General features: G+C 41.4%; 21 protein-coding genes. 12 read left to right on the top strand and 9 right to left on the bottom strand.

Annotated elements, in window-relative coordinates; all coding sequences use genetic code 11:
- The first annotated feature begins 241 nt into the window (after nucleotides 1-241).
- The 3 genes from A4S05_RS19075 to A4S05_RS19065 all read left to right on the top strand — a co-directional run bounded on the left by A4S05_RS19075 (nucleotide 242) and on the right by A4S05_RS19065 (nucleotide 2,474).
- A complete protein-coding gene (locus A4S05_RS19075) occupies nucleotides 242-622 on the top strand; it encodes a hypothetical protein (protein WP_069071377.1) in 381 nt (126 codons plus the stop codon).
- A gap of 223 nt (nucleotides 623-845) precedes the next feature.
- The gene (locus A4S05_RS19070) at nucleotides 846-2,015 is read left to right on the top strand and encodes a zinc-dependent alcohol dehydrogenase (RefSeq protein WP_069071376.1); all 1,170 of its coding nucleotides are present in this window, start codon (nucleotides 846-848) and stop codon (nucleotides 2,013-2,015) included.
- A 117-nt stretch (nucleotides 2,016-2,132) separates the two neighbouring features.
- Nucleotides 2,133-2,474 carry a cupin domain-containing protein gene (locus A4S05_RS19065; RefSeq protein ID WP_069071375.1) on the top strand — a complete coding sequence of 114 codons (342 nt, stop codon included), beginning with the start codon at nucleotides 2,133-2,135 and terminating at the stop codon, nucleotides 2,472-2,474.
- 163 nt (nucleotides 2,475-2,637) lie between these two features.
- Here the strand turns inward: A4S05_RS19065 and A4S05_RS19060 are convergent, their stop codons facing one another.
- Nucleotides 2,638-4,836 (bottom strand): CHASE2 domain-containing protein, encoded by a 2,199-nt coding sequence (locus A4S05_RS19060; RefSeq protein ID WP_069071374.1) that lies wholly within the window; start codon nucleotides 4,834-4,836, stop codon nucleotides 2,638-2,640.
- A gap of 191 nt (nucleotides 4,837-5,027) precedes the next feature.
- On the bottom strand, nucleotides 5,028-5,312 hold the full coding sequence (locus A4S05_RS19055; protein WP_069071373.1) for a hypothetical protein: 285 nt from the start codon (nucleotides 5,310-5,312) through the stop codon (nucleotides 5,028-5,030).
- A 426-nt stretch (nucleotides 5,313-5,738) separates the two neighbouring features.
- Between A4S05_RS19055 and A4S05_RS19050 the strand changes: the two genes are divergently transcribed.
- On the top strand, nucleotides 5,739-5,966 hold the full coding sequence (locus A4S05_RS19050) for a helix-turn-helix domain-containing protein (RefSeq protein WP_069071372.1): 228 nt from the start codon (nucleotides 5,739-5,741) through the stop codon (nucleotides 5,964-5,966).
- A 45-nt stretch (nucleotides 5,967-6,011) separates the two neighbouring features.
- The gene (locus A4S05_RS19045) at nucleotides 6,012-8,471 is read left to right on the top strand and encodes a PAS domain S-box protein (protein ID WP_069071371.1); all 2,460 of its coding nucleotides are present in this window, start codon (nucleotides 6,012-6,014) and stop codon (nucleotides 8,469-8,471) included.
- A gap of 752 nt (nucleotides 8,472-9,223) precedes the next feature.
- Here the strand turns inward: A4S05_RS19045 and A4S05_RS19040 are convergent.
- Nucleotides 9,224-10,228, bottom strand: a complete 1,005-nt coding sequence (locus A4S05_RS19040; RefSeq protein WP_069071370.1) for a glycosyltransferase family 2 protein — start codon at nucleotides 10,226-10,228, stop codon at nucleotides 9,224-9,226.
- A gap of 129 nt (nucleotides 10,229-10,357) precedes the next feature.
- Nucleotides 10,358-11,068, bottom strand: coding sequence for a TVP38/TMEM64 family protein (locus tag A4S05_RS19035; protein ID WP_069071369.1), 711 nt, complete (start codon nucleotides 11,066-11,068; stop codon nucleotides 10,358-10,360).
- A 679-nt stretch (nucleotides 11,069-11,747) separates the two neighbouring features.
- Between A4S05_RS19035 and A4S05_RS19030 the strand changes: the two genes are divergently transcribed.
- On the top strand, nucleotides 11,748-12,470 hold the full coding sequence (locus A4S05_RS19030) for a hypothetical protein (RefSeq protein ID WP_069071368.1): 723 nt from the start codon (nucleotides 11,748-11,750) through the stop codon (nucleotides 12,468-12,470).
- A 176-nt stretch (nucleotides 12,471-12,646) separates the two neighbouring features.
- Nucleotides 12,647-12,778, top strand: coding sequence for a hypothetical protein (locus A4S05_RS43410; RefSeq protein WP_256091036.1), 132 nt, complete (start codon nucleotides 12,647-12,649; stop codon nucleotides 12,776-12,778).
- An 83-nt stretch (nucleotides 12,779-12,861) separates the two neighbouring features.
- On the opposite strand, the gene A4S05_RS19025 is transcribed toward A4S05_RS43410, so the two are convergent.
- Both A4S05_RS19025 and A4S05_RS19020 read right to left on the bottom strand, forming a co-directional pair.
- Nucleotides 12,862-13,566: a hypothetical protein gene (locus A4S05_RS19025; protein WP_069071367.1), complete on the bottom strand. Its 705-nt coding sequence runs from the start codon at nucleotides 13,564-13,566 to the stop codon at nucleotides 12,862-12,864.
- A gap of 324 nt (nucleotides 13,567-13,890) precedes the next feature.
- Nucleotides 13,891-14,562 (bottom strand): LuxR C-terminal-related transcriptional regulator, encoded by a 672-nt coding sequence (locus A4S05_RS19020; protein ID WP_069071366.1) that lies wholly within the window; start codon nucleotides 14,560-14,562, stop codon nucleotides 13,891-13,893.
- A 101-nt stretch (nucleotides 14,563-14,663) separates the two neighbouring features.
- Between A4S05_RS19020 and A4S05_RS19015 the strand changes: the two genes are divergently transcribed.
- From A4S05_RS19015 to A4S05_RS19005, 3 genes are all read left to right on the top strand, one after another.
- A complete protein-coding gene (locus A4S05_RS19015; RefSeq protein WP_069071365.1) occupies nucleotides 14,664-15,320 on the top strand; it encodes a DUF3386 domain-containing protein in 657 nt (218 codons plus the stop codon).
- A gap of 156 nt (nucleotides 15,321-15,476) precedes the next feature.
- The gene (locus tag A4S05_RS19010) at nucleotides 15,477-15,986 is read left to right on the top strand and encodes a HugZ family pyridoxamine 5'-phosphate oxidase (protein WP_069071364.1); all 510 of its coding nucleotides are present in this window, start codon (nucleotides 15,477-15,479) and stop codon (nucleotides 15,984-15,986) included.
- Between the two features lie 320 nt (nucleotides 15,987-16,306).
- Nucleotides 16,307-17,194: an alpha/beta fold hydrolase gene (locus A4S05_RS19005; protein WP_069071363.1), complete on the top strand. Its 888-nt coding sequence runs from the start codon at nucleotides 16,307-16,309 to the stop codon at nucleotides 17,192-17,194.
- Between the two features lie 100 nt (nucleotides 17,195-17,294).
- On the opposite strand, the gene A4S05_RS19000 is transcribed toward A4S05_RS19005, so the two are convergent.
- On the bottom strand, nucleotides 17,295-20,048 hold the full coding sequence (locus tag A4S05_RS19000) for a zinc-dependent metalloprotease (protein WP_069071362.1): 2,754 nt from the start codon (nucleotides 20,046-20,048) through the stop codon (nucleotides 17,295-17,297).
- 671 nt (nucleotides 20,049-20,719) lie between these two features.
- Complete coding sequence (locus A4S05_RS18995) at nucleotides 20,720-21,319, bottom strand: Coq4 family protein (RefSeq protein ID WP_069071361.1); 600 nt, start codon at nucleotides 21,317-21,319, stop codon at nucleotides 20,720-20,722.
- A 163-nt stretch (nucleotides 21,320-21,482) separates the two neighbouring features.
- Between A4S05_RS18995 and A4S05_RS18990 the strand changes: the two genes are divergently transcribed.
- Nucleotides 21,483-21,878 (top strand): hypothetical protein, encoded by a 396-nt coding sequence (locus A4S05_RS18990; protein WP_069071360.1) that lies wholly within the window; start codon nucleotides 21,483-21,485, stop codon nucleotides 21,876-21,878.
- 903 nt (nucleotides 21,879-22,781) lie between these two features.
- The gene (locus A4S05_RS18985; RefSeq protein WP_069071359.1) at nucleotides 22,782-24,230 is read left to right on the top strand and encodes an AAA-like domain-containing protein; all 1,449 of its coding nucleotides are present in this window, start codon (nucleotides 22,782-22,784) and stop codon (nucleotides 24,228-24,230) included.
- A gap of 306 nt (nucleotides 24,231-24,536) precedes the next feature.
- On the opposite strand, the gene A4S05_RS18980 is transcribed toward A4S05_RS18985, so the two are convergent.
- Nucleotides 24,537-24,914 (bottom strand): hypothetical protein, encoded by a 378-nt coding sequence (locus A4S05_RS18980; RefSeq protein ID WP_069071358.1) that lies wholly within the window; start codon nucleotides 24,912-24,914, stop codon nucleotides 24,537-24,539.
- Nucleotides 24,915-25,507: the final 593 nt, after the last annotated feature.

Below are 25,507 nucleotides of genomic sequence, written 5' to 3'. Positions count from 1 at the left end.
AAAATGGCGAAAAGTTTGCCAAAGCAGAAGTGATTAACTCCTTCGTAGTTAATGCTGGCGAAGCGTTGAAAGAGATACATAGTAGTCGTAGCGACGATTGTATTTAGATAAAACATCCCACGGCTATGACATTTTTCAACAATAAAAGGATAACTCCATCCAAGTTATTCTTAAACCTGAATGGTGAATAGTCATTCAGTCTTTTGAATTGTACACCCAACAGAATGCAATTGAGGTTTTTATGAATCGAGTAATTTCATGGTTGCGGAATATTCGGATTTCCCAAGTACTTGTAGTTTTCCTGGTAGGATTTATGTTTTTACTGGGTCAGGCTTTTAGCTTTGCGAACATAGCACAAGCTGATGTTAAGACTCCAGAGGGTACTTATTATAAAGGTGTACCAGATCAGCAAGGTGAAATTAGAAATGATACTCAAATCAGAAATGCCCAAAATCCATTAAAAGAAGCTGCTGATAATATCCGTGAAAAGCTAAATTTGGATGAAGAAACTCCTAGAGCTACAAAAGATTTTCTGAATTCTACGAGAAACAAAGTTGGAGAAAATGTTCAACCATTAACTAAAACAGAAGAAGGTTATTACCGAACTCCTGCTACCAGATAACGAAATAAATAGGGTCTAAGAGGTTGAATGAACAAGTGTTTTGCTGTGACTCTAGGCACTTTAGATCCTCCCTAACCCACGCCAGTCGCTCCACTTGGGGAGATCCCAAGACCGCGCTGGCTCTCCTTATCTCGTTCTTATGCTCTGCATAGGAATGCCTNNAAATGCTTATCAAGCTAGGTTTTTAGGACTAGCAATAAATTCTAATTAAGGACTAATAGTTATGAAAGCAGTTTGCTGGCATGGAGCAAACGATGTGCGGGTGGAAACAGTTCCCGACCCCAAAATTATCAATCCACGTGATGCCATTATTAAAATCACTTCCACAGCAATTTGTGGTTCTGATTTGCATCTTTATAACGGCTACATCCCCACAATGGAAAAGGGCGATATCCTTGGTCATGAATTTATGGGGGAAGTCGTAGAACTGGGAAGTGCAGTTAAAAATGTGAACGTAGGCGATCGCGTTGTTGTTCCTTTCACCATCTCCTGCGGTAACTGCTTTTTCTGCAATCGGGATTTATGGTCACTGTGCGACAACTCTAACCCCAATGCTTGGTTAGTAGAAAAGCAAATGGGTCATTCACCATCAGGTCTATTTGGCTACTCTCACTTATTTGGTGGTTACGCTGGTGGTCAAGCAGAGTATGCGCGAGTGCCATTTGCTGATGTCGGTCTGTTCAAAATTCCCGATGGTTTGACGGATGAGCAAGTACTATTTTTAACTGATATTTTCCCCACTGGATATATGGCAGCTGAGAACTGCAACATCAAACCTGGTGATATTGTCGCCGTTTGGGGTTGTGGGCCAGTGGGACAATTCGCTATTAAAAGCGCATATCTTCTTGGTGCAGAACGGGTTATTGCTATTGACCGCATTCCTGAACGCCTACAAATGGCTAAAGAATACGGCAAAGCTGAAATCCTTAATTACGAAGAAGTAGATGTTGGCGAAGCACTCAAAGAAATGACTGGCGGTCGTGGCCCCGATGCTTGCATTGATGCAGTAGGAATGGAGGCACACGGCACAGATTTTATGGCGTTGTACGACCAAGTAAAGCAAGCAGTACGTTTAGAAACAGACCGTCCAACGGCATTACGGCAAGTAATTGTGTCTTGTAGGAAAGGTGGTCACGTATCAATTCCGGGTGTATATGGTGGCTTTGTAGACAAAGTGCCAATGGGTGCTGCTATGAACAAGGGACTAACCTTGAAAATGGGACAAACACACGTCCACAAGTATTTAAAACCTTTGCTAGAACACGTCCAAAACGGTGAAATCGATCCGACCTTTATCATCACTCACAGATTACCTCTAGAACAAGCGCCCCACGGCTACGAAATTTTTAAGGACAAGAAAGATAACTGCATCAAAGTTGTACTCAAACCTTAAAGGGAATAGGGACTAGGTTACAGGGTACAGGGTACAGATTATGCCCTATCACCTGTCACCTTTCACCTCTCCCCTAATCCCAATGCCTAAAGTTAAAATTATCAAGAGGCAAAAAATATGTCTGATAGAACCGTTATCAAAGTAGACTCTAGTCATTCTCCTAAAGGTCAACTTGGTCAGAAATATCTTGCATCTGGCAAAAGCATTTCCATGCGCCTGTGGCAGAATGAGCAACCAAATGAACCTAAAGATTCAACAGCACGGGAATATGAAACTGTTGGTTATGTAATCAATGGTCGTGCAGAATTACATATTGAAGGGCAGACCATTTTACTAGAACCTGGAAGTTCTTGGGTAGTACCAAAAGGAGCTAGCCACACCTATAAAATTTTAGAACCATTCACTGCTGTTGAAGCAACCAGTCCACCCGCTCAAGTTCACGGGCGAGATGAAAATTGATTTGCAGTGATCTAAAATTTTGCGATCGCTAAAAAATTATAGCCGCTTTCAATGTCATGGAACATAGAGCATTCGCAGGGGAACAAGAATATTGTTCCTCTTTTTACTGTGCGTGAATATTAAATGCTGAAGGTTATCGATATTAGTTAACACACCTTCCAGGCTACATCCGTTTCAAATCTTGTAAAACTGCGGCGGCTGATTGATAGCGATCGCTAAAATGATAGCAAACCATCTTATCTAAAATTGCCGCTAACTCTTCACTCACTTGCACAGATTGCCGCCACATCACATTCCCCGTTTCTGGATCTGGGTAGAGTTCCTGCGGTGGTATCCCAGTTATGGCTTGAATCGCAATCATTCCTAAAGCGTAAATGTCACTGCACAAGCGGGGATGACCGGCAAATTGTTCTGGAGGTGCATAACCCCGCGTCCCGATGGCTACTGTGGCTAATTCTGTTTGCTCACTACTTGGCGGTTGCATTAATTTGACAGCACCAAAGTCAATCAACACCAGCCGATTATCTTGAGCGCATCTAATAATATTAGTCGGTTTGAGATCACGATGAATTACTCGATGCTGGTGAACAAATTCTAGAACTTCTAAAACTTGTTTGAGCATCTCAATTACAAATGATTCGTTCTGTACATTTTGCACAGGTGGTAATTCTTCACTTAGGGTATGTCCCTCAATATATTGTTGAATTAAATAGAATTCTTGGTCATCTTCAAAATAAGCAAGTAGTTCGGGTATTTGATGATGTTTACCCAAAGTTTCTAAAATTTCAGCTTCACTATGAAACAACCTGCGAGCAACTTGCAAAAATCTTGTATCTTGACGGGCTGGCATTAACTTTTTAACTACACAAGTAGGATTACCCGGTCGTTGAGTATCCTGTGCTAAATAAGTCCGACCAAATCCCCCAGAACCCAGAGTTTGAGAGATTTTGTAGCGTCCACTCAAAAGCAAATCACCTGATTTTATTTCTGGTGAATCAATTGGGGGAAGAAAATCAATAGAAGAGTCGGGAATTGCTGTTTTGTCTTCTAAGAGGACATTTAATTGAGCGATCGCTTCTTGTTGTTTTTCAACTTGCAGAATAATCACCTGAGTTTGTCGCTGATTTTGGTAGCTAGTATAAGCAATTACACAGATACTACTAAGCACCAAGGCAAGGGCAGAAGGAATTAATGGAACCCATCCGGCTTGCAAGAACAAAGCAACGCAGATTACTACTAACCCAAGTAGAGTTGTCCCTACTAACGCTAGCAAAAGCAATGGATTTTGCGATCGCCATGCTAAAACACTACCTAAAAGCGACCAACCCCACACCCAAATAAGTTCTACCCAGTCTGGCCAATACCAAATTAGCGATCGCCCATCCAATACTGTACTGATAAGTTGACTTGCTATCTGTGCATGAATAAACAAAGCAGGCATTCTGGCTGGTTGATCTGGCAAAGCGCTGTAGGGTGTATAAAATCCACCTGGAGGTAAATTAGCTGCTGTAGTGCCAATAATTACCAGACGGTCTTTAAATAGATTGGGGTTGACTCGGCCACTAAGAACATCTGTGAGGGTTACTTGGTCGGCGAGGCTGTTGGGATGACGATAATTTAATAATATTTGATAGCCATCTGCATCCAGATGTTGGTAGCCACCGGAATTAGCTTGTAAACGCGGGAACAGGGTTTTACCTAACTGAAAATCTCCTTTTTTAGTGAACTGGTAGTCAATGCCTTGTTTTTCCAGATAATTAATTGCAATTAATGCACCAAACGCAAATGATGTTGTACATTTTTTGTCTGTAGAGTGAGCAAATAACAAACTGCGGCGGAGAGTTTGATCATTTTCATGATCAGCAACCACATCACTAAATCCAACATTATCTATAGGAAAATTGGGTGGCGGTGGCATTTCATCTCTACCCAAGCTGCTGAATAAGCAAGTACTGATAACGTTATCTTGATTTTGGAGATTAGCTGCCAAATTGTTGTGTTCTGGTTGAAAAAGATATAAACCAACAATTCGCGGTTGATAGGACTCTATTTTCTTTAATAGTTGGTTGATTGTCCGATCTGATATAGTCCATTTCTCTCGTTTGAGATCCTCATCAGTGATTTTAACTAGCAAAATCCGCCGATCTGGTGCTTGTGCTGGACGCGATCGCAACATCTGGTCATAAACTCTTAACTCCCAAGGCTGTAACCATCTGAGTTCCCGAACTCCCCAGATAAAGGCGGTAACTCCTACACTGGTAACAAAAATAATTGGCAGCCAGCTTTTGCTCTTGGAAGTTTCACGGGAATCCTGAACTTTGACAAAGGGGAAACGGAGTTTTTCTAATAATCCACTAATCACGGCGTTGCGGCGGTAGCCTGAATTGGGTAGATGTTGCAGGCGTAAAAGTTAATTTTCGGACTCTAGGTTAAAAGCTACTTAACCTGAAGTTCCTATTAATGTAGCAATTTACTTGCTAATTAGAGACTTTGGCGTATTCCTACTCTAAAAGCAAGCTTATGCACAGCGTCATTTAGAAAATAAGACAATCGCTAATCATCTGTTTGAGATGTTTGAGCATCTTCAACAGGACTGGCAATTGGGAAAGAAATCGGATTAGTAGATGGGCTTAGTGAATCTAACTGGGGTTGTTCAAGTGCTGCTTCAATGCTGGGATCAGCAAAATAGGAGTCAAAAATCCGATCATAGTTAGAAGCAACAGCTAAAAAAGCGCCACCCAAAATATAAATAGGTAATGGCAGATTAAACTCTTGCAACCAGTCAAACAGTTCCGCCAAAGCAAACAACACGAAAAAGCAGGCAAGCCAAACTCTCATATTCTCATCCCCTGAATTGAAACGACTCTATTACTAGTACAGCACGACGGAAATAAACATACCATTTCAAATGGCGTAAGAAGCTCGGAATACAATTCTTTTGACCAAGCCCCGTTGGGGCGGGAGTAGGGAGTAGGGAGTAGGGGAAAAACTAGCCCCAACAACCAGTGGGATACAAGCCCCGTCTTTCAAGACGAGAGCATTGGCCCGTGGTTTCAAGCCCCGACCAATGCCGTCTTCCCTACTCCCTGTTCCCTACTCCCTGTTTGTTGACTTTCGCCTTGCAGTACTAGCTTTTTCTAGGTGAATCATCAAATTTCTACCTATTTTGATAGGTCTACCTTTATACCATAGATAGGTGCAGTCCAAGTTATAGCATCTGTTATATTGCAATATCTGGTAGAAAAATAAAAATATAGTTAGCTTATGCCTGAAATCGGACAGCTAAGGATTGCACAGTTGGTTCGTGAGACTCGACAATGCCTTAAATTTACACAGGTAAAACTGGCAACGATATTAGGGGTTTCGTTTCACACTATAAACCGATGGGAAAACGGACGCACACAACCTTCACCACTGGCTATTAAACAAATTAAAGAGCTATTACACCAAATGGGAGAACCTGGTGAAGCGCTTTTAGCCAAATACTTTTAAAAAACCTATTTCATTGATCACCTGAAAGCTCAAGAGGTTATAGATTTGCGGGAAGATTTGAGCGAACAGCAAATTGCGTTGCGCGATAGTGAAGCACGCTACCGTTCACTAGCAGAGGCAAGCGCATCTATCGTCTGGAGGGCGGCACCTTGGGGCAACGTTGTTGATGATATTCCCACCTGGCAAGCTTTCACAGGGCAAAGTCCTGAACAATACAAAGGATGGGGTTGGGTTGAGGCACTGCACCCAGAAGATCGTTCCTCGATGGTGGAAATTTGGCAACAGGCATTTCCGACACGCAGCATCGCAGTTGCCGAGTATCGTGTTCTGCGGCATGACGGCGAATACCGTTACATGAATATACGTGGTGTGCCCATACTCGATGAAATAGGCGAAATCCGCGAATGGGTGGGAATGTGCGTTGATATTACCGAACGCAAGCAGGCTGAGGAAAAACTGCGCGAGAGTGAGGCGCGTTTTCGGCTGCTGGCGGAGAATTCAACTGATATTATTTCACGCCATACGGTAGATGGAATTCTTCTGTACGTTTCACCAGCTTGCTACACAATACTGGGATATCAACCAGAGGAACTAGTCGGCCATCCCAGTAATAAATTAGTTCACCCTGACGATTTGGCAGAGATTGCGATAAATTACCAAGTCAATGCCGATTTACCAGATATTTATACCATTACTCACCGTGCCCGTCACCAAGATGGACATTATATCTGGTTGGAAGCAACTATTCGAGCTATTCGCGATCGCCAAACTGAAGAAATTTTAGAGATGCAAGCGTCTTCGCGAGATATTAGTAAGCGTAAGCAGGTGGAGGAGGAACAGCGTTTTCTGGCTGAAGCTAGTGGGATTTTGGCTACATCATTGGACTACGAGACAACCTTAGCAGGTTTGGTACGTTTGGCAGTGCCGGAAATAGCTGATTGGTGCTTAGTTGATATTATTTGTGACAATCAATTAGTCCGTCGAGTTGCAGCAGCCCATGCCAATCCAGAGAAGCAAGAATTGGTAGAACAGTTACAAAACTATCCGCCTGATTTGGCAGAAACAACAGGTGTTGCTGAAGTAATACGAACGGGTAAATCACAAATTATTCATTTGATTTCTGATGAACAGATACAAGGGTTAAGTCACAATGTCAGTCACCTAAAAATCTTGCAAGAATTAAATCCGACATCTGGTATGAGTGTACCGCTAATAGTTCAGGGACGGGTGTTGGGAGCGATGACTTTGGTATCTTCTTCAGGTCGTCGTTACAATACCAAAAGCCTAATGTTAGCTGAAGAGTTAGCTGGCCGGGCCGCGATCGCCGTTGATAATGCCCGACTCTACACAGAAACACAGCAATCTCAACAGGCGGCTGAAAATGCCAACCGGATAAAAGACGAGTTTCTAGCAGTACTTTCTCATGAATTGCGATCGCCACTCAACCCAATTTTAGGATGGGCAAAGCTACTCCAAACCAACAAACTTGATGAAAAGGCCATCCCTCAAGCACTAAAGACTATTGAGCGAAATGCTAAGTTACAGGCTCAACTGATTGAAGATTTACTAGATATCTCCCGGATTTTACAAGGTAAAATCAGTTTGAATATCTACCCAGTTGATCTGACATCTGTGATTTCAGCAGCAATGGAGACAGTGCGGCTATCGGCAGAAGCGAAGTCAATTGAGATGCACATCAACTTAGAACCAAATTTGGGGCAAGTTTTGGGTGACTCCAGCCGATTGCAGCAAATCGTGTGGAACCTGCTCTCAAATGCGGTTAAGTTTACACCTATGGGGGGACGGGTTGATATTCGACTATCATTATGTTCTAATTCCAACTCAGCACTGATTCAAGTCAGCGACACAGGGAAAGGCATCGACCCCAATTTTCTGCCTTACGTGTTTGAATATTTTCGCCAAGAGAACAGCAGCACCACCAGAAAATTTGGTGGATTGGGGTTAGGATTAGCGATCGTTCGTCACTTAGTCGAACTGCATGGCGGCACAGTCCAGGTAGAAAGTGGGGGCGAAGATCAGGGAGCAACTTTTACAGTCAGACTCCCACTGATCCAAAATCAATTAGAGATTAGACAGGACAGCAGTAACTCTGAGCCATCCTCAAATTTGAATGGTGTCAAGATTTTAGTAGTGGATGATGATACAGATACGCGAGAATTTATTGCTTTCTTACTAAAGCAATATGGGGCAAATGTGACAGCAGTCACATCAGCAGATGAAGCCCTAGCCGCCTTAGCGCAATCCCTGCCAGATATACTTTTAAGCGATATTGGAATGCCAGAAGTGGATGGATGTATGTTCATGCGACAGTTGAGAACACTGCCGGCAAAGCAGGGAGGGCAAATTCGAGCGATCGCACTTACAGCATACGCTGGAGAAATTAACGCCCAGCAAGTACTTGCAGCCGGATTTGACAAGCATCTTGCCAAACCAGTAGAGCCAGCCGAGTTAGTAGATGCGATCGCCAACTTAATCGCTGAATAAACCCGCTTTTACCTTCAATACCTTAGCCAATTTAAGAGGGTTCAACGCCTGTGGAAACGGGATGAATACGTCCCAATACTTGTCGGGTTTTGGGGAAAAGGGTAAGGGGTAAGGGGGAATGCATTGGTGTCAACTTAAGCTAGAAATAGCTTCGCTGCGGGCTTCATAACCCGCCAGAGAATGAATTCTCTNNGCGTTAAGTTGACACCAATGGGGGGAATGGCACTAAGAAAAGCTGAAACCTCATCAGGGTGTGGGAGGTGTGGGAGGTGTGGGAGGACGGGGAAGAAGTCTTACCCCTCACACTCCCCACACTCCCCACACTCAAAAAGCAAGTTATATCAGGGCTTTGCGATTAACTTAGTGCCATTCGGGTAAGGGGAAAGAAAAAACCTTTAACCTTTACCCTTTAACCTTTACCCAAAACCCAATTCCGAGTTTAAAATGCTTTACCCAAGCAGTATTGGAATACGTCCTAAAGAAGTCAGGCAAAAATCTGGGTTAATAAAATAGGGTCTGCTGAATAATGATAAAACGTTGATTTCTCAATGTTTTGGGGCTATTTTTGTAGAAACAGGTGCAAGTAAATTGGGGTATTAGGCTGAAAAATTTTGCATTTCTAATGGATTAGGTCACAAAAAAACACCAAAAATCACGATGAAACTATTGCCTGTTGCCTATTCCCTATTGCCTACCCCAGCCATCAGACTTTTTCAGCAAGCCCTAAAATAGGTTCAGGCATTTTTATTGAACTATTTCGCGCCCTCGTCTCCCACGCTCACTTGGTACTCGTCAGAATTGTTTGTTGAGTTGGAGGATTTATGATAGAAACCACCTACCTCTGCCAAAGTATAGAGGGGTCTGGCTTTAACTTCTTCATAGATGCGCCCTATATATTCACCTAAGATACCAACACTGACTAATTGCACAGATCCGAGAAAGAAAATTGCCATTAAAATAATCGTAAACCCGGTTAAAGGCGAATTGGGGACAAAAATACGCCAATACAAGACTAAGAAAGCCATCAAGATGGCCGCCACCGCTGCTACTAACCCTAAGTAGGTTGATAACCGCAGTGGCACTATTGAAAAGGACACAAGACCATTGATAGCAAGTGCTAAAGATTTGCTGAAAGTATACTTAACTTCCCCGGCAAAGCGAGGGTCGCGCTCGAACCTAATTGCTGTTTGCTGAAAGCCAACCCAAGAACGCAAACCACGAATATAGCGGGCGCGTTCTGGCATAGAATTAAGAATATCTACAATTTGCCGATCCATTAAACAAAAATCACCAGTATCAGTAGGAATATCTACATCTGCAAGCTTCTTCAGAACACGATAAAAGAAGTAGGCAGTAAAACGCTTGAATCGTCCTTCCTTGAGACGTTGACTGCGTTGAGCGTAGACGACCTGATACCCCTGTCGCCATTTTTCAACCATGTCGGGAATTAGTTCTGGTGGATCTTGTAAATCCGCATCCAGGATGACGATAACTTGACCCCGGACAAAATTAAGACCAGCTGTAACTGCAAGTTGGTGACCAAAGTTACGAGCAAAGCTCAAGTAGCAAACGCGCGGGTCTTTTTGATGGAGTTCTCGTATTATTTGTAGGGAGCGATCGCGGCTACCATCATTGATCAAAATTAATTCAACAATACCATCCATCCGATTCATTACTATACTCAGTCTACGGTATAGTTCGGGAATAATTTCTTCTTCGTTATAGATTGGAATAACAAATGAATACTTTGGTAGCATATAGGAATCCGCTTTGATTTCTGAACTAATTTGCGTAGGCAGGCAATAGGCAATAGGCAATAGGCAACAGTCAAGAAGGCTTCTTAGTTGTATTGAGTTTTTTCAGAAATCAAATATGAGTCCTATAGTTTATTTCTTATTCGGGTTAATTGGATCTGATGAGTCTGATTTTTTAAGGTTTTCTATAGCTTTTTTAGGAAAAGTACGACGATTCCGATACCAAGTAGACCCTGCTACCAACATTCCAGTTAAGCCTAAAGCGAGAATTAGCGGTAAGAAATCACCCGTCTTAACTGCCTTCAAACCAGAACTACCTAGTAGTACAAAAGGTAAGACACTCGGTACTGTTCCTAATGTTGTACCTAGTACATAATCTTTAAAACTGATCGACGTCAGTCCAGCGACGAAATTGACCAAGCCATAGGGCATAACCGGTACTAGTCGTATAGCAAACATATAAAAAAGTCCTCCACGACGAACCTCAGCATCCATAGCTTGCCAACGTCCTGCTAGTCGTTTTGCAATTGCTTCGCGTCCAATAGTACGAGTAAAAGCAAAGGCAATGATTGCCGCAATTACAGCTCCAACACTAGTCCAGACAGTTCCTAGCCAAGGCCCAAAAATTGCACCTCCAGTCAAATTGAGTACTGTTGAAGGCAAAACTAACATAGTTGCTACAACGTACAAAGCAACATAAATAACAGGTGCCCAAATTCCAGAATATTTCAGCAAAGCTTGAATTTGTTCTGGTTCAACGCCGCCAAGAATATATACTGCTATACCAGTCGCAACGATGCAACCTAATGTGAGTAGTAAAATACCAGTTTTTAAGTTCCACACTAGGACTCTACTCCTACTTTTTTTCTAACCACAACCTAATTTCTCCTATTTGCTCTTTCATTAATTCGTGAGAATCTGGCTTTTTGAAAGCAGAGTTTGCCTTCTTCGATAAAATATGCCTAAAAAACTTGTAGTATCCTCTTGACATTATGTAAGTTGTGTATTACAAATGTAATATAAAGATAAAAGCCTCCTCAAAAGGCAAAACCAAAACCTCTCGTAACCTTGATAATTCCTTAGATGCTACTTTTTGGGGATTAGTTTAGCAGTTTCTTTCGGTAGTGCCTACTTTTGGGGCCGCGATTGGTGTTCGACTGCTCTGAAACCAACAAACGGACGGTTGCAGGATTCGGGTTCAATTCCCGACGGTTCCACTAATATGAATTTATAATTCGTAATTCGTAATGACGCTCCTGCGTCGCTAACGCTGCGCTAACGTAATTCGTAATTCAAACAAGAGGTGATTGCAATGGTTCATGTTCGATTTGAAGGACGTTCTGTTGATGTGTCAAAAACACAATTGGGAATTGCAGCAGGGATGAATGAGTGCGGAATTTCACTTATTTAAATCGGATTTATCTATAACCTTTACCTAATAAAGAGGTGAGTTCAATGATGTTAGCTAACTCATGTTTAATAACAACTCAATTAGTACAACTGCATTTAAACAACGTGAGATATGAGCGAACATCGTTTGAGCGAGATTGTGATTGAGCGTCCTCGTGGTGGAAGGAGAATCAGTCTCAAAAAAGTGACTGGCTTTAAGAAGCAATTATACAAAATCACTGAGGAAGCAATTCAGGATGGATTGTTGAATCCCTACCTGATTAAACCAATAAAAAAATCCAAATATCTTTCAGACCATCTTGGCCCTCTGCGTCGGTTTTTGCAATCGCAAGTCGGACAGCCTTGGAATGAGGTTTACAGCCAACTGTGTCAACGATTAGATCCCAAAACAATGACCGGACAGCATGTTGTCGATCATGTGTGGGACTATGTTGAACGGCATGTAGAAATAATTGATGGTAGTTTCTATAGCAAGCCTTACCAAGGATATCGAATTCAGCTAGATACAAGCTATCGCGATCGCTTCTATATTCATCCTGAAACTGGAATTCTTTGTGCAGCCGAGAAAATACCTCGAAAGCAGAAGCAAAAACAAGAACAAACTGATATTGTCATCATTGATAATTATCATCAATACCAGAAGCTAAATGAGATTTGGTATTTAATTACCTTTGAAGATTTGCCATTGCCACCCACTCATTATGTGACGGATGCTGTCAAAGGTGTAATTCATCGTTCTGTGGCATATACAGGTCGAATGATTTACGCTGTTAAGAAACAGCAGTGTAATAAGAAGGAAATTCGATTCATTTTAAATCAACTTTCTAAAACCTAAAATTTTCACTTCGTGCCCTAACTGAAAAAGCTTACATACTGGGGGAAACCCCCTTGGCGCTAGCCTCTCCCTTTGGGAGAAGACCGCGCTATCTCACCATTTTAAATGTCTGAAACCCTTGCAAACAATTAATTACGAATTACGAATTACGAATTACGCCTTGCGGTACTAGTGCGATGCCTGCGGCGGGCTACGCCTACGCAAAAACAGACTTGACTGTTGTCAGTTCTGGCATTTGTCTAAGTGAACGCGATCGCGACTTTGACTTGCAATCCTTAGTAGGTGTAATGGAACACCAAAATTGGTAAATGTATTAATTACGAAGTCTTCATGCTAGGCTAAGGCGATTATGCAGAAGTGATTTGGAATGACTTTATCAAGATGTTGGAGATTATTTGCACATTTGCAACGTGCGGCGATCGCTAGCAGTGATAGAATTTAGTCGGTAAAAGTCTTGCAAAGCTACAGAGTAAGCATAGGAGTTGTACTCATCCTCACCTATCCTAGGCAGGCTATTGCTTGTAGCTACCCGATTAGACTGATTAGAGTTGGCTTCGTTAGACGAACTATTAACCGTCATCGCCAACTCTCCTGATGGGTTGATTGTACCCTGAAAACAATTAAACTCTGATTGGGGCATATACAAAGCACCCGTTACCTTGGCCTGCTGCTTTTGAAATATGATATAACCTTGACCAAGCTGGTTTGCTTTTGGTGATTGACCATAGAGGTAAATCCCATCTTGTACAGGGAAATTTGCTCTTGGTAACACCCCTCCGCTTTTTGTAGTTCCCTGAGTATCGGGAACCAACGCTGTGATTGTAGGTACTGTTTTTCCGCCTCCAGAAGCCGCATTCAGTTGACTTCTCTGCTCCCGAACTTTTCTAAGCTGCGACAAAAGAGAGTTTTCAGAGGTTTTCGGAATCTGAGGCGATGATGAGCTTTTTTGAATCTGAGCCGATGATAATGGAGAATCTTTAACTGATACTACTTGAGTCTGTTTGGCTATACAGCCGAAACCGAGAAGTAAGCCTAAGCCCGCAAGGGAAATTCCCCACTGACGGGGAGATAATAACTGATGAAGGTTGTTAAGCACCCTACTTCTCCTGTTAAAAAACTAACTAAGTTCTAAGAACTTACTTAAATCATAACCAAGTCTTAATTGTTAAAGACTTTATTTACGACTTATATTACTATTGTCCAAAAAAGAAAACTGTCAAAAACAAAAGTTTTTATTTAATTTGATTCAACAATCTTAGATTATCATCAGTTAGAGTCTTTATAACAGAAGGCAGGAGGCAGGAGGCTGAGGCTTTGTATGTCGCTGCACTCTATGCTCAATACAATTCTTCTTTTAAACTGGGTATAAACTCCAGAATATTCTTATCTTCTGCTTTCTGTACTCTGTTTCCTGTCTCCTTCAAGAAACTTGTATATCTTGTAACTTTGCTACCATTTCTGCACGTGCCGAAACTTTTAATTTCCGAAACATCCTCTTTAAAGCTTGTTTGACGGAATTTTGCGTAATCCAAAGTTTTTCCCCAATTTCCGCATTCGTTAACCCCTGCGCCACCAACTCGGCAATTTCTAACTCACGCGCTGTTAAAGGACTTACTAAAAGCGAATTGGATATTTTGGGTTTTGTCCGTAGGGTTGCCATTTTTGCTGACAAATGAATGCATAAAGCGCTCAAGTCAGCTAAATCATTGCCATTAAAGGCGGGATTTCCCTTGTCACGAGCCAAATTAAGCGTTCCGACAAGACGACCATCGCAAACAATTGGCCCAGTCATTACGTGTTCGTGATCAGAACGTGAGCAAAAATGCTTCCAGTCTCCTGGTGATAATAATAACTGTTCATGAGCGGGAGCATGACGTTCAACCACGTAGCGTCCCACTGGATTGCTCTCTAAGCATACTGCCGGAATGCCTGAAACATTAATCTCAGTGGTTGGTGGCTCATCTAGAAGATAAATACCCCAATTTTGCACGCCAAAATGCTCGCTAATTTTATCCGTGAGAGCTAGTCTTAACTCTTGCTCATTCTGGACATTAGCGATCGCATGAAATACAGCGTGTAGAGAATTAGCCATAAGTGTACCCAGTTGGGGACTATCCAAGCCTCAACAATTACTTCTATGCTAATACCAAGGAAACTAAAACGCTAATTAACAGTAGCGACTAGGAGAAGCACATGACAGTTACACAACTCTCTGCTCAGGAACTTTTCCGGGCTGCTTATGAGAACCGCTATACTTGGGACAAAAATTTCCCCGGTTATACCGCAAATATTACTTTTAAGCATGATGACAAAGTATTTACAGGCAAAGTTATCATCAGTGCCAATCTCAAAGCCGAAGTTTTGGATGTAGATGACGAAGCAGCCCAGAAAGCAATTCATGGACAAGCGTGGGAGATAGCAATTCACCGCGTCCGCCGCAGCTTTGAAGACACTCACAGCGCCAATACCTTTAGTTATGGCAAAACTGACGAAACTGGTGCGGTTGAGCTTTTAATGGGCGGTAAGGCTGAGGGCGATAAATACAAAGTCCGCAATAATGAAGTCTGCCATGTTCACCGTCTAATTCACGGTACTTTTGTAACTATTGACACCTTCAGCAGTCACGACACCGGGGAAGGCTACCTGTCCCACCGTTATGACTCTGTTTACCATGATCCCAAAACTGGGGAACAAAAGGGTGGTAGAAGCGAATTTATTGATGAGTATGAAAAAGTTGGTGACTATTTCATCCTAAATCGTCGGGAGATTCGCACCGAGACAGCAGGACAATTTTCTACTCAGGAATTTATCTTCTCTGACATTAAATTGTTGGAACCTGTTGCTGGTTAAACTGTATTCTGTAATCCAAAAATTAGCGATCGCTCTTGAGTTAAAAGGAGCGATCGCTTTTATTTTTGGGTATTCCATGCGTAGGCGTGGCTCATCATAGATATCGCTCAATCACGTTAAGATACTTAATTAGGTGTTCCTAGCGATAATTTACTTATGAGTCAACTTGAAAACATTCAAGCTGAGTACGAAAAGTTTCCTGAAGCATTTGAGAGTGTAATCATTAGCACCGTGAGCGCCCAAGCAATACCCAATGCTAGTTATGCACCCTTTGTAATGGATGACTCCAAGAATATCTACATTTACGTCAGCGGTCTTTCGACTCATACCAAAAATATCTATGCGAATCCTCATGTTAGTGTCTTGTTTATTGAGGATGAAGCTAAGAGTAATCTAATTTTTGCGCGTCGTCGTTTGAGTTTTGATTGTACGGCAACTTTGATAGAGCGTGAAACTGACAAGTGGAATCAAATTGTTGAGCAATTTCAAGGGCGATTTGGTGAAATTATCGAGGTTTTGCGCGGCTTATCTGACTTTCGGATTTTCCAGCTAACTCCCAGTGAAGGCCGTTTTGTAGTTGGTTTTGGCGGAGCCTATCAAATCAGTGGTGATAACCTCCATCAACTTGTGCAAATCACAGGAGATGCCGAGAAAAAGCAAGGGTAAATTATGAATTATAAATTGCAAGAATTCAGCACCCAGGAGCCAAAAGTTAGAATTTAGAAAGAATCAAGTGTAATTGATACAGTGAATTTCAAGTTAGTGAGGTACACAAGCTAAGTCTAAAAGCCAGGTATAAAGCCTGTTTTACTTCTGAATTCTGACTACTGAATTCTGAATTCTGCTGTATATTGATTCATCAAATGTTCTCCCGATTCTTGAACTATTCAGACAGATGTATTCTGACCGGAGGCGGAGCGTCTCCGGCTCCGCTCCTGATTAGTTTGACTGTATGCAAATTAAACTAAACTAAACTTTTTAATTTTATGCTTCAGTTTCAACCTCCTGGCTTTGGACATAAAGTCATCCATACATCCTTGGGGGCAATGGTTTACTATACCCAAACGAATGCACCTTGGGCGATTGCTGATACTGAAGATTTACCCCCACTACTGTTTCTCCATAACTTTGGTGGTGGAGCATCTGCTTATGAATGGTCTAAAGTTTACCCGGCTTTTGCCGCTAATTACCGCATTTTAGCCCCAGATTTAATCGGCTGGGGAGAATCGGCTCATCCAGTCCGGGATTATAAAATTAGGGATTATCTCAGCACGATCGCAGAGTTTATCATCCAAACTTGTCGCCAGCCGGTGACGGTGGTAGCCTCGTCTCTCACAGCCGCTTTTGCTATCCGCCTAGCGATTGTTCAACCCAATTTGTTCAAAGGATTGTTTTTGGTGTCCCCCTCTGGATTTGATGATTTTGGACAGGGTGCTGGACGCAGACTTCCGCTTTCGGTAATCAATGCGCCTCTGTTGGACAGTTTTATTTATATGTTTGGTGCTGAAAATGAAATTGCAGTCCGAAATTTTTTACAAAGTTTTCTGTTTGCTAAGTCACAACGACTATCCCAAGAGACAGTACAGGCTTATTTAACCTCAGCACAACAGCCTAATGCCAAGTTTGCCGCCTTGGCATTTTTGCGGGGCGATCTTTACTTTGACCTGAGTTTATATATTAAGCAACTGACAATTCCCACAGTAATTTTTTGGGGAGAAAAGGCACAATTTACCAATATCAAGCTAGGACAACGCTTGGCAAATTTAAATCCAAGAGCAATTCAAGATTTTTATGCGATCGCAGATGCCGGAATATTACCTCATTTGGAAATACCAGAAGTTTTTATTGGTTTATTGCAACGGTATCTTGGGTAATTGGGGACTGGGGACTGGGGATTGGGGACTGGGGACTGGGGACTGGGGATTGGGGACTGGGGATGAGGGAGACAAATGACAAATGACCAATGACAAATGACTATTTAGAAAGTAACTGCGCGTTTAAGGCTTTAGTGATGCGATCGCCAGAAGCTTCTAAGTGAGCTAAGGTGTAAATATCAAGGCTTTCACCAAGTTGTTTGAGTCTGACATCAATGGCTTGTTGCAGTTGGCGCAATTCATACCAAGCCAATGTTCGACCATCTTCGGGTGTATTAGTAGTACCCAACATCATCTGTAGCAAAATATTCAGATATTCTCGTTGCAATGAACGGCGGATGCTAGAAATTGGCTTTGGTTCTCCTGGGGCTAAAACTTCTGTCCAGATGCCTGTTTGCAGAGTGTCTAAGAGTTCTGGAATTGAAAGTGCTTCTCCAGGAAGAGTTTTTAATTCTATATCTTGTAAACGATTGAGGCGATCGCTGTCTAATAGCGATCGCAATATTGCACTTTGGAAACTCAGAATGCGATCGTGAATTGGATAATCAAGGCGATTATTAGGTGCATAACTACCCCAGTGTTCCCAACGCGACGGTGCTAGCTGATTGAGTAATTCTGGTGAAAAGCTGAAAGCATCCTCTGCAAAAACATATTCTTGTAATTTTGTCAATGCTTGGCGTTGTTTTAAAAGTGAAACTGGTGCAAATGCCCAAGCAGCATCATCACTAGCATGGAGACGCCGAAACGATTGTCCACCAATGTATTTAGCAAGTAAGGAGGCGTTCCGAAAATAATATTTAAGTACTCTATTGAATCTCAGGCGCAGGTTGCTATAGCTTTCTCCTTTCGATAGATAACCCTTGTCTAGGCGCTGCCACATAAAACGAGCATTATCCATTTGCCACTGCGAATAAAGTAGCACATCACTACTCATGTCCCAGACATTTGCTAAAGGATTGATGTCCCAGATATCTTCATCAGTTGCGTAAGATAATTCTGGTTGAGGCGACGCCAATGCAATCTGCTCTAAAAAACTTTTTTCTGATTCTGGAATAATTGCCTCAAGTGTTGTTGATGGAGATATTTTATAACCATATTCAATTGCCCATTCGTCATAAGGGCCAACAACTCCTGGGAAATAGTCACCTTGCTTCACTCCCTGTGGTGCTATATTCACAGGTAGATAATCCATCACCGAACCAACTAAACCTTTTGTGTGCGTAATTTCAGTATTATTTAATTCTTCGGGCGCTAACATAGTGCTGCCATGAAAGTTGTGGCGCAAACCCAAAGTGTGCCCTACTTCATGAGCGATGAGAGAACGCAAATATTGATGCACATATTCTTTCATCGTTTCACTACTAGGTGTAGTGTTGGGCAAAATTGACAACGCCAGCGCCCCCATCGCTGCTTGATTTGAGGATTCCATGCCATAGCAGAACTCCGAGGAATAAAAGAGAGCAGGGGAAGATAAAGTGGAGAATCTATCCAGGGATTTCCCCACGTCCTCGTGTCCTCTTGCTTTTTCTTGACATGGGTTTGTCTTCAGTGATGAATTTGCCTCCATCAGTGCGTGATATTCTTGCTGAATTAAACGCAGCATATTGGCATCCACAATGATATCTGCATCCAATATTTCCCCCGTGAATGGGTTGACGCGCATCGGCCCTCTGGCAAAACCTGCATCCAAAGAATTGAACCAGCGAATAGTGTTGTAATGTACATCTGCTGGCTGCCAATCAGCATCATCTGGCATTTGCTGCACTTCAATGGCATTTTGAAATCCGGCTTTTTCAAATGCTTTGTTCCACATCAAAACGCCTTCACGAATCGCATCGCGGTATTCTAGGGGCACAGCATTTTCAATCCAATACACAATTGGTTTTTTGGGTGGAGATAAGGCAGCGTTAGGGTCAGATGGTTCTAGATTCCAGCGATTAATGTAACGTACAAATGATTCGTGAGGATTATTGTTAGAGAAATCTTGGAAAGCAGTAATAAAATATCCCACTCTGTCATCGGCAAGTCTGGGAATATAACCATTGTTTTCTCTAAGCTGAGAAAAACTGTAGTGTACCTTCAGAGTGAGTGCCCTACTATCGGGTAGAGTGACTAAATTTGATCCTTCTAATGATGAAAAACCATAAATGGAATCAATCTCTACATTTTCGGGGAAGCTGTTAACATCACCAAAATATGACTTGCGTGGGTCTAAGCGGTAATCAGCCTGCAAAGAGTATTTTAATAGGGGAGTTAATCCCGGAAAATCCTGCATTAGCAGTTCATTCAGGTTGATTAAAATATTTTTACTATTGGGATCAATAGTAGCTATTTCGAGTGAATAAAGAACTGAATCGCTAAATGAACGAGCAAGCGATCGCTTTTCTGCCCTACTTCCTGTGCGGAACTTTACATTACGCACAACAAAATGCAATCTATTATTTACTCGTCGGAAGTAGAAGATAAAATCAGAAAGAGGTAATCCACTATAAATTCCACTTTCTCCAACCCCAGATTCTAATGTCACTATAGCTAGGTAGTCTTTATTTAGTTGCTCTGGTTTAAGTTCTAAGTAAACTTTGCCCGAATCCTCACTACAATAAAGTGTGAAGAGTCCTTCTAGTTTATCTATTTGATTAAGAGTTCCATTAAATTGGCAAAAATCCTGTTTTTTAATCTCAGCAAGATTATCATCAGCAGTTGCTAAGTTATCATCTTCCGCAAGTGCATTTAATTGCTGCACATCAATATTTGAAAGGCTTGAAAGTTGGTTTGCTCCTGCATAATCAGTTGATAGGAACAAGCCATACAGTAATACTATACATATTGCTAATTTTGTTATCCAGTATTTCATCCTTTGGCTTTCCACCTGAAGCAGTTCTCGTGTTAAGGAAAAATGTGGATTAGTTTGTCGTCTGCAAGCCCTTCAAATATCTAGGGATTACGATATTAAATCCACTCATTCAGATAAACAACGCCTCTAGTACAGCACAGCAGATATTCAACTAGTGTCTCAATTAACCAGACAAATTGTTTAAGCAACTTGTTAAAGGTAGGTAAACTTCCGCCACAGTGTACTAGCGTAAGAGTCGTGTGACTATTGATTGTTATTAGTAACTCTTTAGAAATTATCCATCAAGCATCTATGTCTGTAGATAGATAACTTTTACAACTAAAGATATATGTTTTTTTTCTTTCTATCTGTATTAAAAACCAAATGTAGCATTAAAAATGTATTTAGTGCTACATTTAGCAGTCTAAGCAATCTCAAGCATAATTTTTGAAGAAGAATTCAGGAGTCAGAATTCAGAAGTCAGAATTTAGGAGTCAGAATCAAGACGCTCTCTACGAACGCGGGAGCGTGTCGCAGACAGACGCTAAAAGCGTAGCTTGCTTAAGAGTAAGAGTACGCGGACTCGCTTGCCGCCGGCGCTATCCGCCACTCGTACAAAATTAATTCATGTCTGTTTTCTGGCTCCTGAATTCTGTTTCGATAAAGCCTTTTTTCCGATTAATTGTGGAAATTTATTGTAATCTCAAGCGTTTTCTCACATCGTCAATTGGTTCTTCCCAATGGTCTTCAAAGCGGTAGCCTAATAGAAAATCAGCTTTCTTACCTAGTTCTTGCCCTTTTGCTAGATTGGCGAAAATCGCTTTTATTTGTTGGGGAGCCAGGATAGGATAGAGCAATCTAGCCAACCACAAACCGATGTGGAGCGATTTGCTGTAGTTTTGTGTAGCAGCAAAAGCAAGTACACCAATTTCTCCGGCGTAGGTGGTGTCAAAATTAAGCAAAACATGAAAAATATCGTGGGTGACCAAATATCGCAGAGCAAATAGATTACTTTTGGCAATGTCTTCTAGTTCTGGGCTGATATTTAATGGTTTTAGTTGATTTGCTCGCAGATGATTGGCATATTCTCGTCCAAAGGAGCCTTGAGGATATTGGCTTAATTGGTTCAAATCAATTGTGGGATAATATCCTACTACTGGTTGAAGTTTGGAGGCGACTGTTGGAGAAACTTTAGCACCAAAAAAATCAGATTTAAGAATTGCAATATCACCCAAATTTTCTGAATTTTTGTAAGCCAGAATTACTTTTATTTGTTGTAGTTTTTTGAGCATCTCAACTTCTCACGAATGATTGAGGATTGCTAGAGTAAGTCGTCTCTTCCCCAGGATTGAAGAAGCCTTTGTTTTTCATTACTGATATATGTCTTTTGTTAGAAGGATAATTACTTTTTTATAGCTAATCTTTATTTGTACTCCAAAAAGCAACCTATTTGGCATGATAAATTTGATTTCTAGGACGATTAGTCACATCAGTACCTTGCTTAAAGGACTTCAGATAAAAAGTTTTTTGGCTGTTGTTCTAGTTGGTTTTCTAGTGCTGACAACGAATGCTGCTCCTGGGCAAAATAACACAGCCTTAAAGGAAAGAGTTCGTGAACAGATACAGCAAGATGATTCTCAAAGACCGAGAACAATCGGGGAGTGGAATAAAGAAGCTCGTGAAACGGAAGGTTCTCCTGGTGAACGACTTCAGAAGATTGGTGAAGAGTCAGCAGAAGCCTTTAAACAATTTGGCTCTGGGTACGTAGAGGGTGCTAAAAAAACTGCTCGTGATGTAGGGGATAGTGCAGCAGAAACAGGCGAAGATATCTCTAACCAAATTCGACGCTAAATGCGTTACTATAGTATGTTGGCAGCAAGTGCTAAGAACTTTTCGCCAATAAATGAGAACACGTCGGGACGCTGGTGTATAACCACCCAACTCCTCTAAAAACTTGCGTAACGCGCTTATCCTTTCTGATAAGAGATTGTAGCGTTTTTGAGTTGTATAAGATATACGTCTTTATCAAGGGTGCACAGCTAGCTGTGCACCCTTACTGCGTGTTGAATCCAAAAGATAGTTTTCTGTTTCCTCGCCCCGAAGGAGGTTGGTCAAAACCTTATTATAGTAATCCGATAGCGAAGCGGTAGCGAGTCTTGTCTACGACACGCTACGCGAAGGAGCGTCTTTGATTTGGAGAATCACTCGTAGAGGTAAGGGACTGGGGACTGGGAAAAAGGAATAAAGGTGTACTGAGTTTTGTTCAAAAATCAAATATGAGTCCTATATGTGCATCTACACGTAAAATCCAGATTCATACCAGATAAGAAATAACTTTCAGTAACACTGAATAAATCGGTATAAATAAAGTGAACTAAGCTAATTGTGATTCAAATTGCATCTTTGCGTCGCCGCGTCCCCGTATCCCCGTATCCTTCAAGCGATTGAACTATGCAACTTAAAAGCGCATCAGATTATTAAGGCTTGTGATTTTTATTTGCTAGTAGTAAAAAGACTCTTGATATAGCAGCCTCAGCGGATTTTCATAGAGGGTGGAAAAATGACAATCAATTGTAGTTATGTTTGTTTATACCCACTCATCTAACTCTTATAAAATAAGAATGTATATTTTTTTACTGATTAAGTCTAAATCCGAGAACAGTGAAGTAACTGTTGAATAACCGTTTGAAAACATGAAACAATGAGGATACAGCTAAGACGGTAAAGAAAAAAAACAGATAGATAATTAGCGGTATGAAGCAATCTAAAAGCACGCGAAGACGAGGACTTATCCTAACGATCGCTGGGTTGAAGCGTTTACAGGCGTCGATTCTGACGATGGAAAAGGTACAAAATAATGGGCATCGCTTCACTCTAGAAGATTTAGGCGATCGCATGAATGTTTCTACCAAAACTCTAAACCGATTATGGTCATTGAATACAGGCGTGGATCAAAAAACCCTAAAATTATGCTTTAGCGCCTTTAACTTAGAATTACGCAGGGAAGACTATACAGTTCTGAGTGAACCGAATAATACTGAGAACTTTCAAACTCTCTCACTGAGTTTAGACACAGAAGAACAAAAGTTATCTCCGTCTTTATCCTTGGATTCATTTGTTACTCAACACCATAACCTACTCGAAAATCTTTGGTCATACCCAGATGGTCCCGTAGCTCTAGATTCGCCCTTCTATGTCGAACGCCCCCCCATTGAGGAACTAGTCTATCGAGAAATAATTCAACCAGGCTGTGTGATCCGGATTCGAGCGCCAAGAGAGATGGGTAAAACTTCTCTTGTGCTGCGGCTGTTAGCCTTTGCCAAGATGCAAGTTTATAGCCCGGTAAACGTGAATTGCAGCCAAATCGATTCAAGCTGTCTGACAGACTTAAATAAGCTTTTGCGTTCTCTTTGCTGGCAAATTGCAACAGAGTTAGGCATTGATCCTAAGTTAGATGAAAACTGGGATGAGGAAATAGGTTGTAAATTGAGTTGCAGTGTATATTTGCAATCTTATTTGCTCAAACAGAGTAAAAGTCCAGTGGTTTTAGTCTTAAATGAGGTTGACCGCTTTTTTGAATATCCTGAAATTGCTCGAGAGTTTTTTGGTTTGTTGCGCTCTTGGTATGAGGAAGCACGACAAGATAACAACTTGCAGAAATTGAGGTTAGTGGTGGTTTACTCTACAGAAGTATATGTCTCTCTGGATATCAACCGCTCCCCATTTAATATCGGATTACCGATCCGTTTACCAGAATTTACTGAGTATCAAGTAAAATATTTAGCTCATCGGCATGGGCTGGACTGGACTTCTAATAAGGAAGTTAAGCAACTAATGTCTCTCGTGGGGGGACATCCAGCGCTAATTCGGATTGCTTTGTATTATCTCTGCTGTCAAGGGATTACTTTAGAAGAACTGATGCAGGATGCGATCGCTAACGGTGGTATCTATCGTTATCATTTATGGCGACATTGGGCAATTCTGCAAGAAAATCCCAGTTTGGTAAAGGCATATGTTGAAGTTGTGGCCGCAAAGCAAAGCATTTCTCTGAATCCCATTGACACTCATAAGCTCGAAAGCTTAGGGTTGATCACTTATGAAGGCGATCGCATCCTACCGCGTTGCGAACTCTACCGTGCTTACTTTAAAAAACAACTAGGCGTTGCTGAATTTGAATATAAATCATTGCAAAAACGTGCCTGAGAAAAAACTATCAGATACTCTTTTTCTCGCACTCACCTTATTCCTACAATACAAGCAAGTTAGAAAGAGTGTCTCCGTAGCGCAGCTTTTCGTAGAGAAGGGAAGGAGAAGTTCGAGCGGCAACTTCCTCCGCTCAGACTTCTCTTGAGCGTGATTTTTTTAGAACGGATTGTTAAGTTATGAGGTGAAGTGTTTTGGTCTATAAGCCAGATAAAAAGCCTTTTTTAATCATAAATTCTGACGATATCCGTCTTTATTTTGCTCTAGTTTAAGGCTGCTGATTTTGGTATTTCCAACGAAAAACAATTAATTACCTGACCAATAAAGCTGATAATCCTCAATATGAAATTTTCCATTATTGGAAGACATTTTGAAAAAGAAGTAATAATCTCCTGGCTCCCAAATACTAAATTCTTGCTCTTGTTCTTGAACATTAGCTGTCGAACCACCATTAGGGATAGTCATACTAGCAGTTTGTGTTCTGTTATATGCTCTCATAAGAAAAACTTCTAGCAGGCAGAAACCCTGTAGTTCAGCCGAATAACGAATTTTAAAACGGATTTTTCCTCCATCCCGTAGGGTCTTTTTAATAGAGAATTTTTCGCTTTGAATGAGATTACCAGACAGATAAATGTCTTGACCTTGCGTTAACATATAGCTTTGACTTTGATTGAGTGAACTCATGATTTTTCCCTCCAAAAAGAATAGATTCTATTGAGATAATTGTATTGTTGTCCAATGTTTTTTACTGTCGCGTTTGTATTTTCTCGCCATCAGCAAGAAAACGCAATGACAGATAAGACAGTTAAGAAGACAGTTAAAAAATAAATTCTGATGGGTGAGCGCAATCTAGAAAAATAGAGATTAAAACAATTCGCAATTCGCACTCTTGCTACCGCTTCGCTATCGCAATTATGTTTTGTAACGGGGATTTAACCCCGACACAAAACGTGCTACCTATCTTGCTGGGGACTCAAACCCCCAAAGTTCGTTGAACAGTCAGATTTTTTAGGGTGGTGGTAAAGTTACCTTGTTCTGCTGTTGCAATGAATGAGATAATTGCTTCACACGCCGCAACAACGATTACACCAGCTGATAAAAATCACAGCCTTCTAAACTCTTGCAGGTTTTTCAAATCCAATTTAAAGTCTTCAACTTTAACTTGAAATCTAGGCAATATACTTCTGGCGTGGATGATTAGGTTGATGAGGATAGAAGTAGTTAATAAGACCTGACGCAATCAAGGCGCGAATTATTTTTAGAAGATCACGATAATT

The organism is Nostoc sp. KVJ20 (assembly GCF_001712795.1).
In the GTDB taxonomy this organism is placed as follows: Bacteria; Cyanobacteriota; Cyanobacteriia; order Cyanobacteriales; family Nostocaceae; genus Nostoc.
Note: the sequence above shows the minus strand (reverse complement) of the source record. Positions and strands in the feature narration are given on the sequence as shown.

Excerpts from the sequence above, each read along its gene's own strand:
- A4S05_RS19040 (WP_069071370.1), bottom strand. The coding sequence starts at position 10,228 with ATGCTACCAAAGTATTCATTTGTTATTCCAATCTATAACGAAGAAGAA.
- A4S05_RS43410 (WP_256091036.1), top strand. The coding sequence starts at position 12,647 with ATGCCTGCGGCGGGCTACGCCTACGCAAAAACAGACTTGACTGTTGTC.
- A4S05_RS19065 (WP_069071375.1), top strand. The coding sequence starts at position 2,133 with ATGTCTGATAGAACCGTTATCAAAGTAGACTCTAGTCATTCTCCTAAA.
- A4S05_RS19055 (WP_069071373.1), bottom strand. The coding sequence starts at position 5,312 with ATGAGAGTTTGGCTTGCCTGCTTTTTCGTGTTGTTTGCTTTGGCGGAA.
- A4S05_RS19050 (WP_069071372.1), top strand. The coding sequence starts at position 5,739 with ATGCCTGAAATCGGACAGCTAAGGATTGCACAGTTGGTTCGTGAGACT.
- A4S05_RS19030 (WP_069071368.1), top strand. The coding sequence starts at position 11,748 with ATGAGCGAACATCGTTTGAGCGAGATTGTGATTGAGCGTCCTCGTGGT.
- A4S05_RS19005 (WP_069071363.1), top strand. The coding sequence starts at position 16,307 with ATGCTTCAGTTTCAACCTCCTGGCTTTGGACATAAAGTCATCCATACA.
- A4S05_RS19000 (WP_069071362.1), bottom strand. The coding sequence starts at position 20,048 with ATGAAATACTGGATAACAAAATTAGCAATATGTATAGTATTACTGTAT.
- A4S05_RS19070 (WP_069071376.1), top strand. The coding sequence starts at position 846 with ATGAAAGCAGTTTGCTGGCATGGAGCAAACGATGTGCGGGTGGAAACA.
- A4S05_RS18980 (WP_069071358.1), bottom strand. The coding sequence starts at position 24,914 with ATGAGTTCACTCAATCAAAGTCAAAGCTATATGTTAACGCAAGGTCAA.
- A4S05_RS18990 (WP_069071360.1), top strand. The coding sequence starts at position 21,483 with ATGATAAATTTGATTTCTAGGACGATTAGTCACATCAGTACCTTGCTT.
- A4S05_RS19020 (WP_069071366.1), bottom strand. The coding sequence starts at position 14,562 with ATGGCTAATTCTCTACACGCTGTATTTCATGCGATCGCTAATGTCCAG.
- A4S05_RS19010 (WP_069071364.1), top strand. The coding sequence starts at position 15,477 with ATGAGTCAACTTGAAAACATTCAAGCTGAGTACGAAAAGTTTCCTGAA.
- A4S05_RS18985 (WP_069071359.1), top strand. The coding sequence starts at position 22,782 with ATGAAGCAATCTAAAAGCACGCGAAGACGAGGACTTATCCTAACGATC.
- A4S05_RS19075 (WP_069071377.1), top strand. The coding sequence starts at position 242 with ATGAATCGAGTAATTTCATGGTTGCGGAATATTCGGATTTCCCAAGTA.
- A4S05_RS19015 (WP_069071365.1), top strand. The coding sequence starts at position 14,664 with ATGACAGTTACACAACTCTCTGCTCAGGAACTTTTCCGGGCTGCTTAT.
- A4S05_RS18995 (WP_069071361.1), bottom strand. The coding sequence starts at position 21,319 with ATGCTCAAAAAACTACAACAAATAAAAGTAATTCTGGCTTACAAAAAT.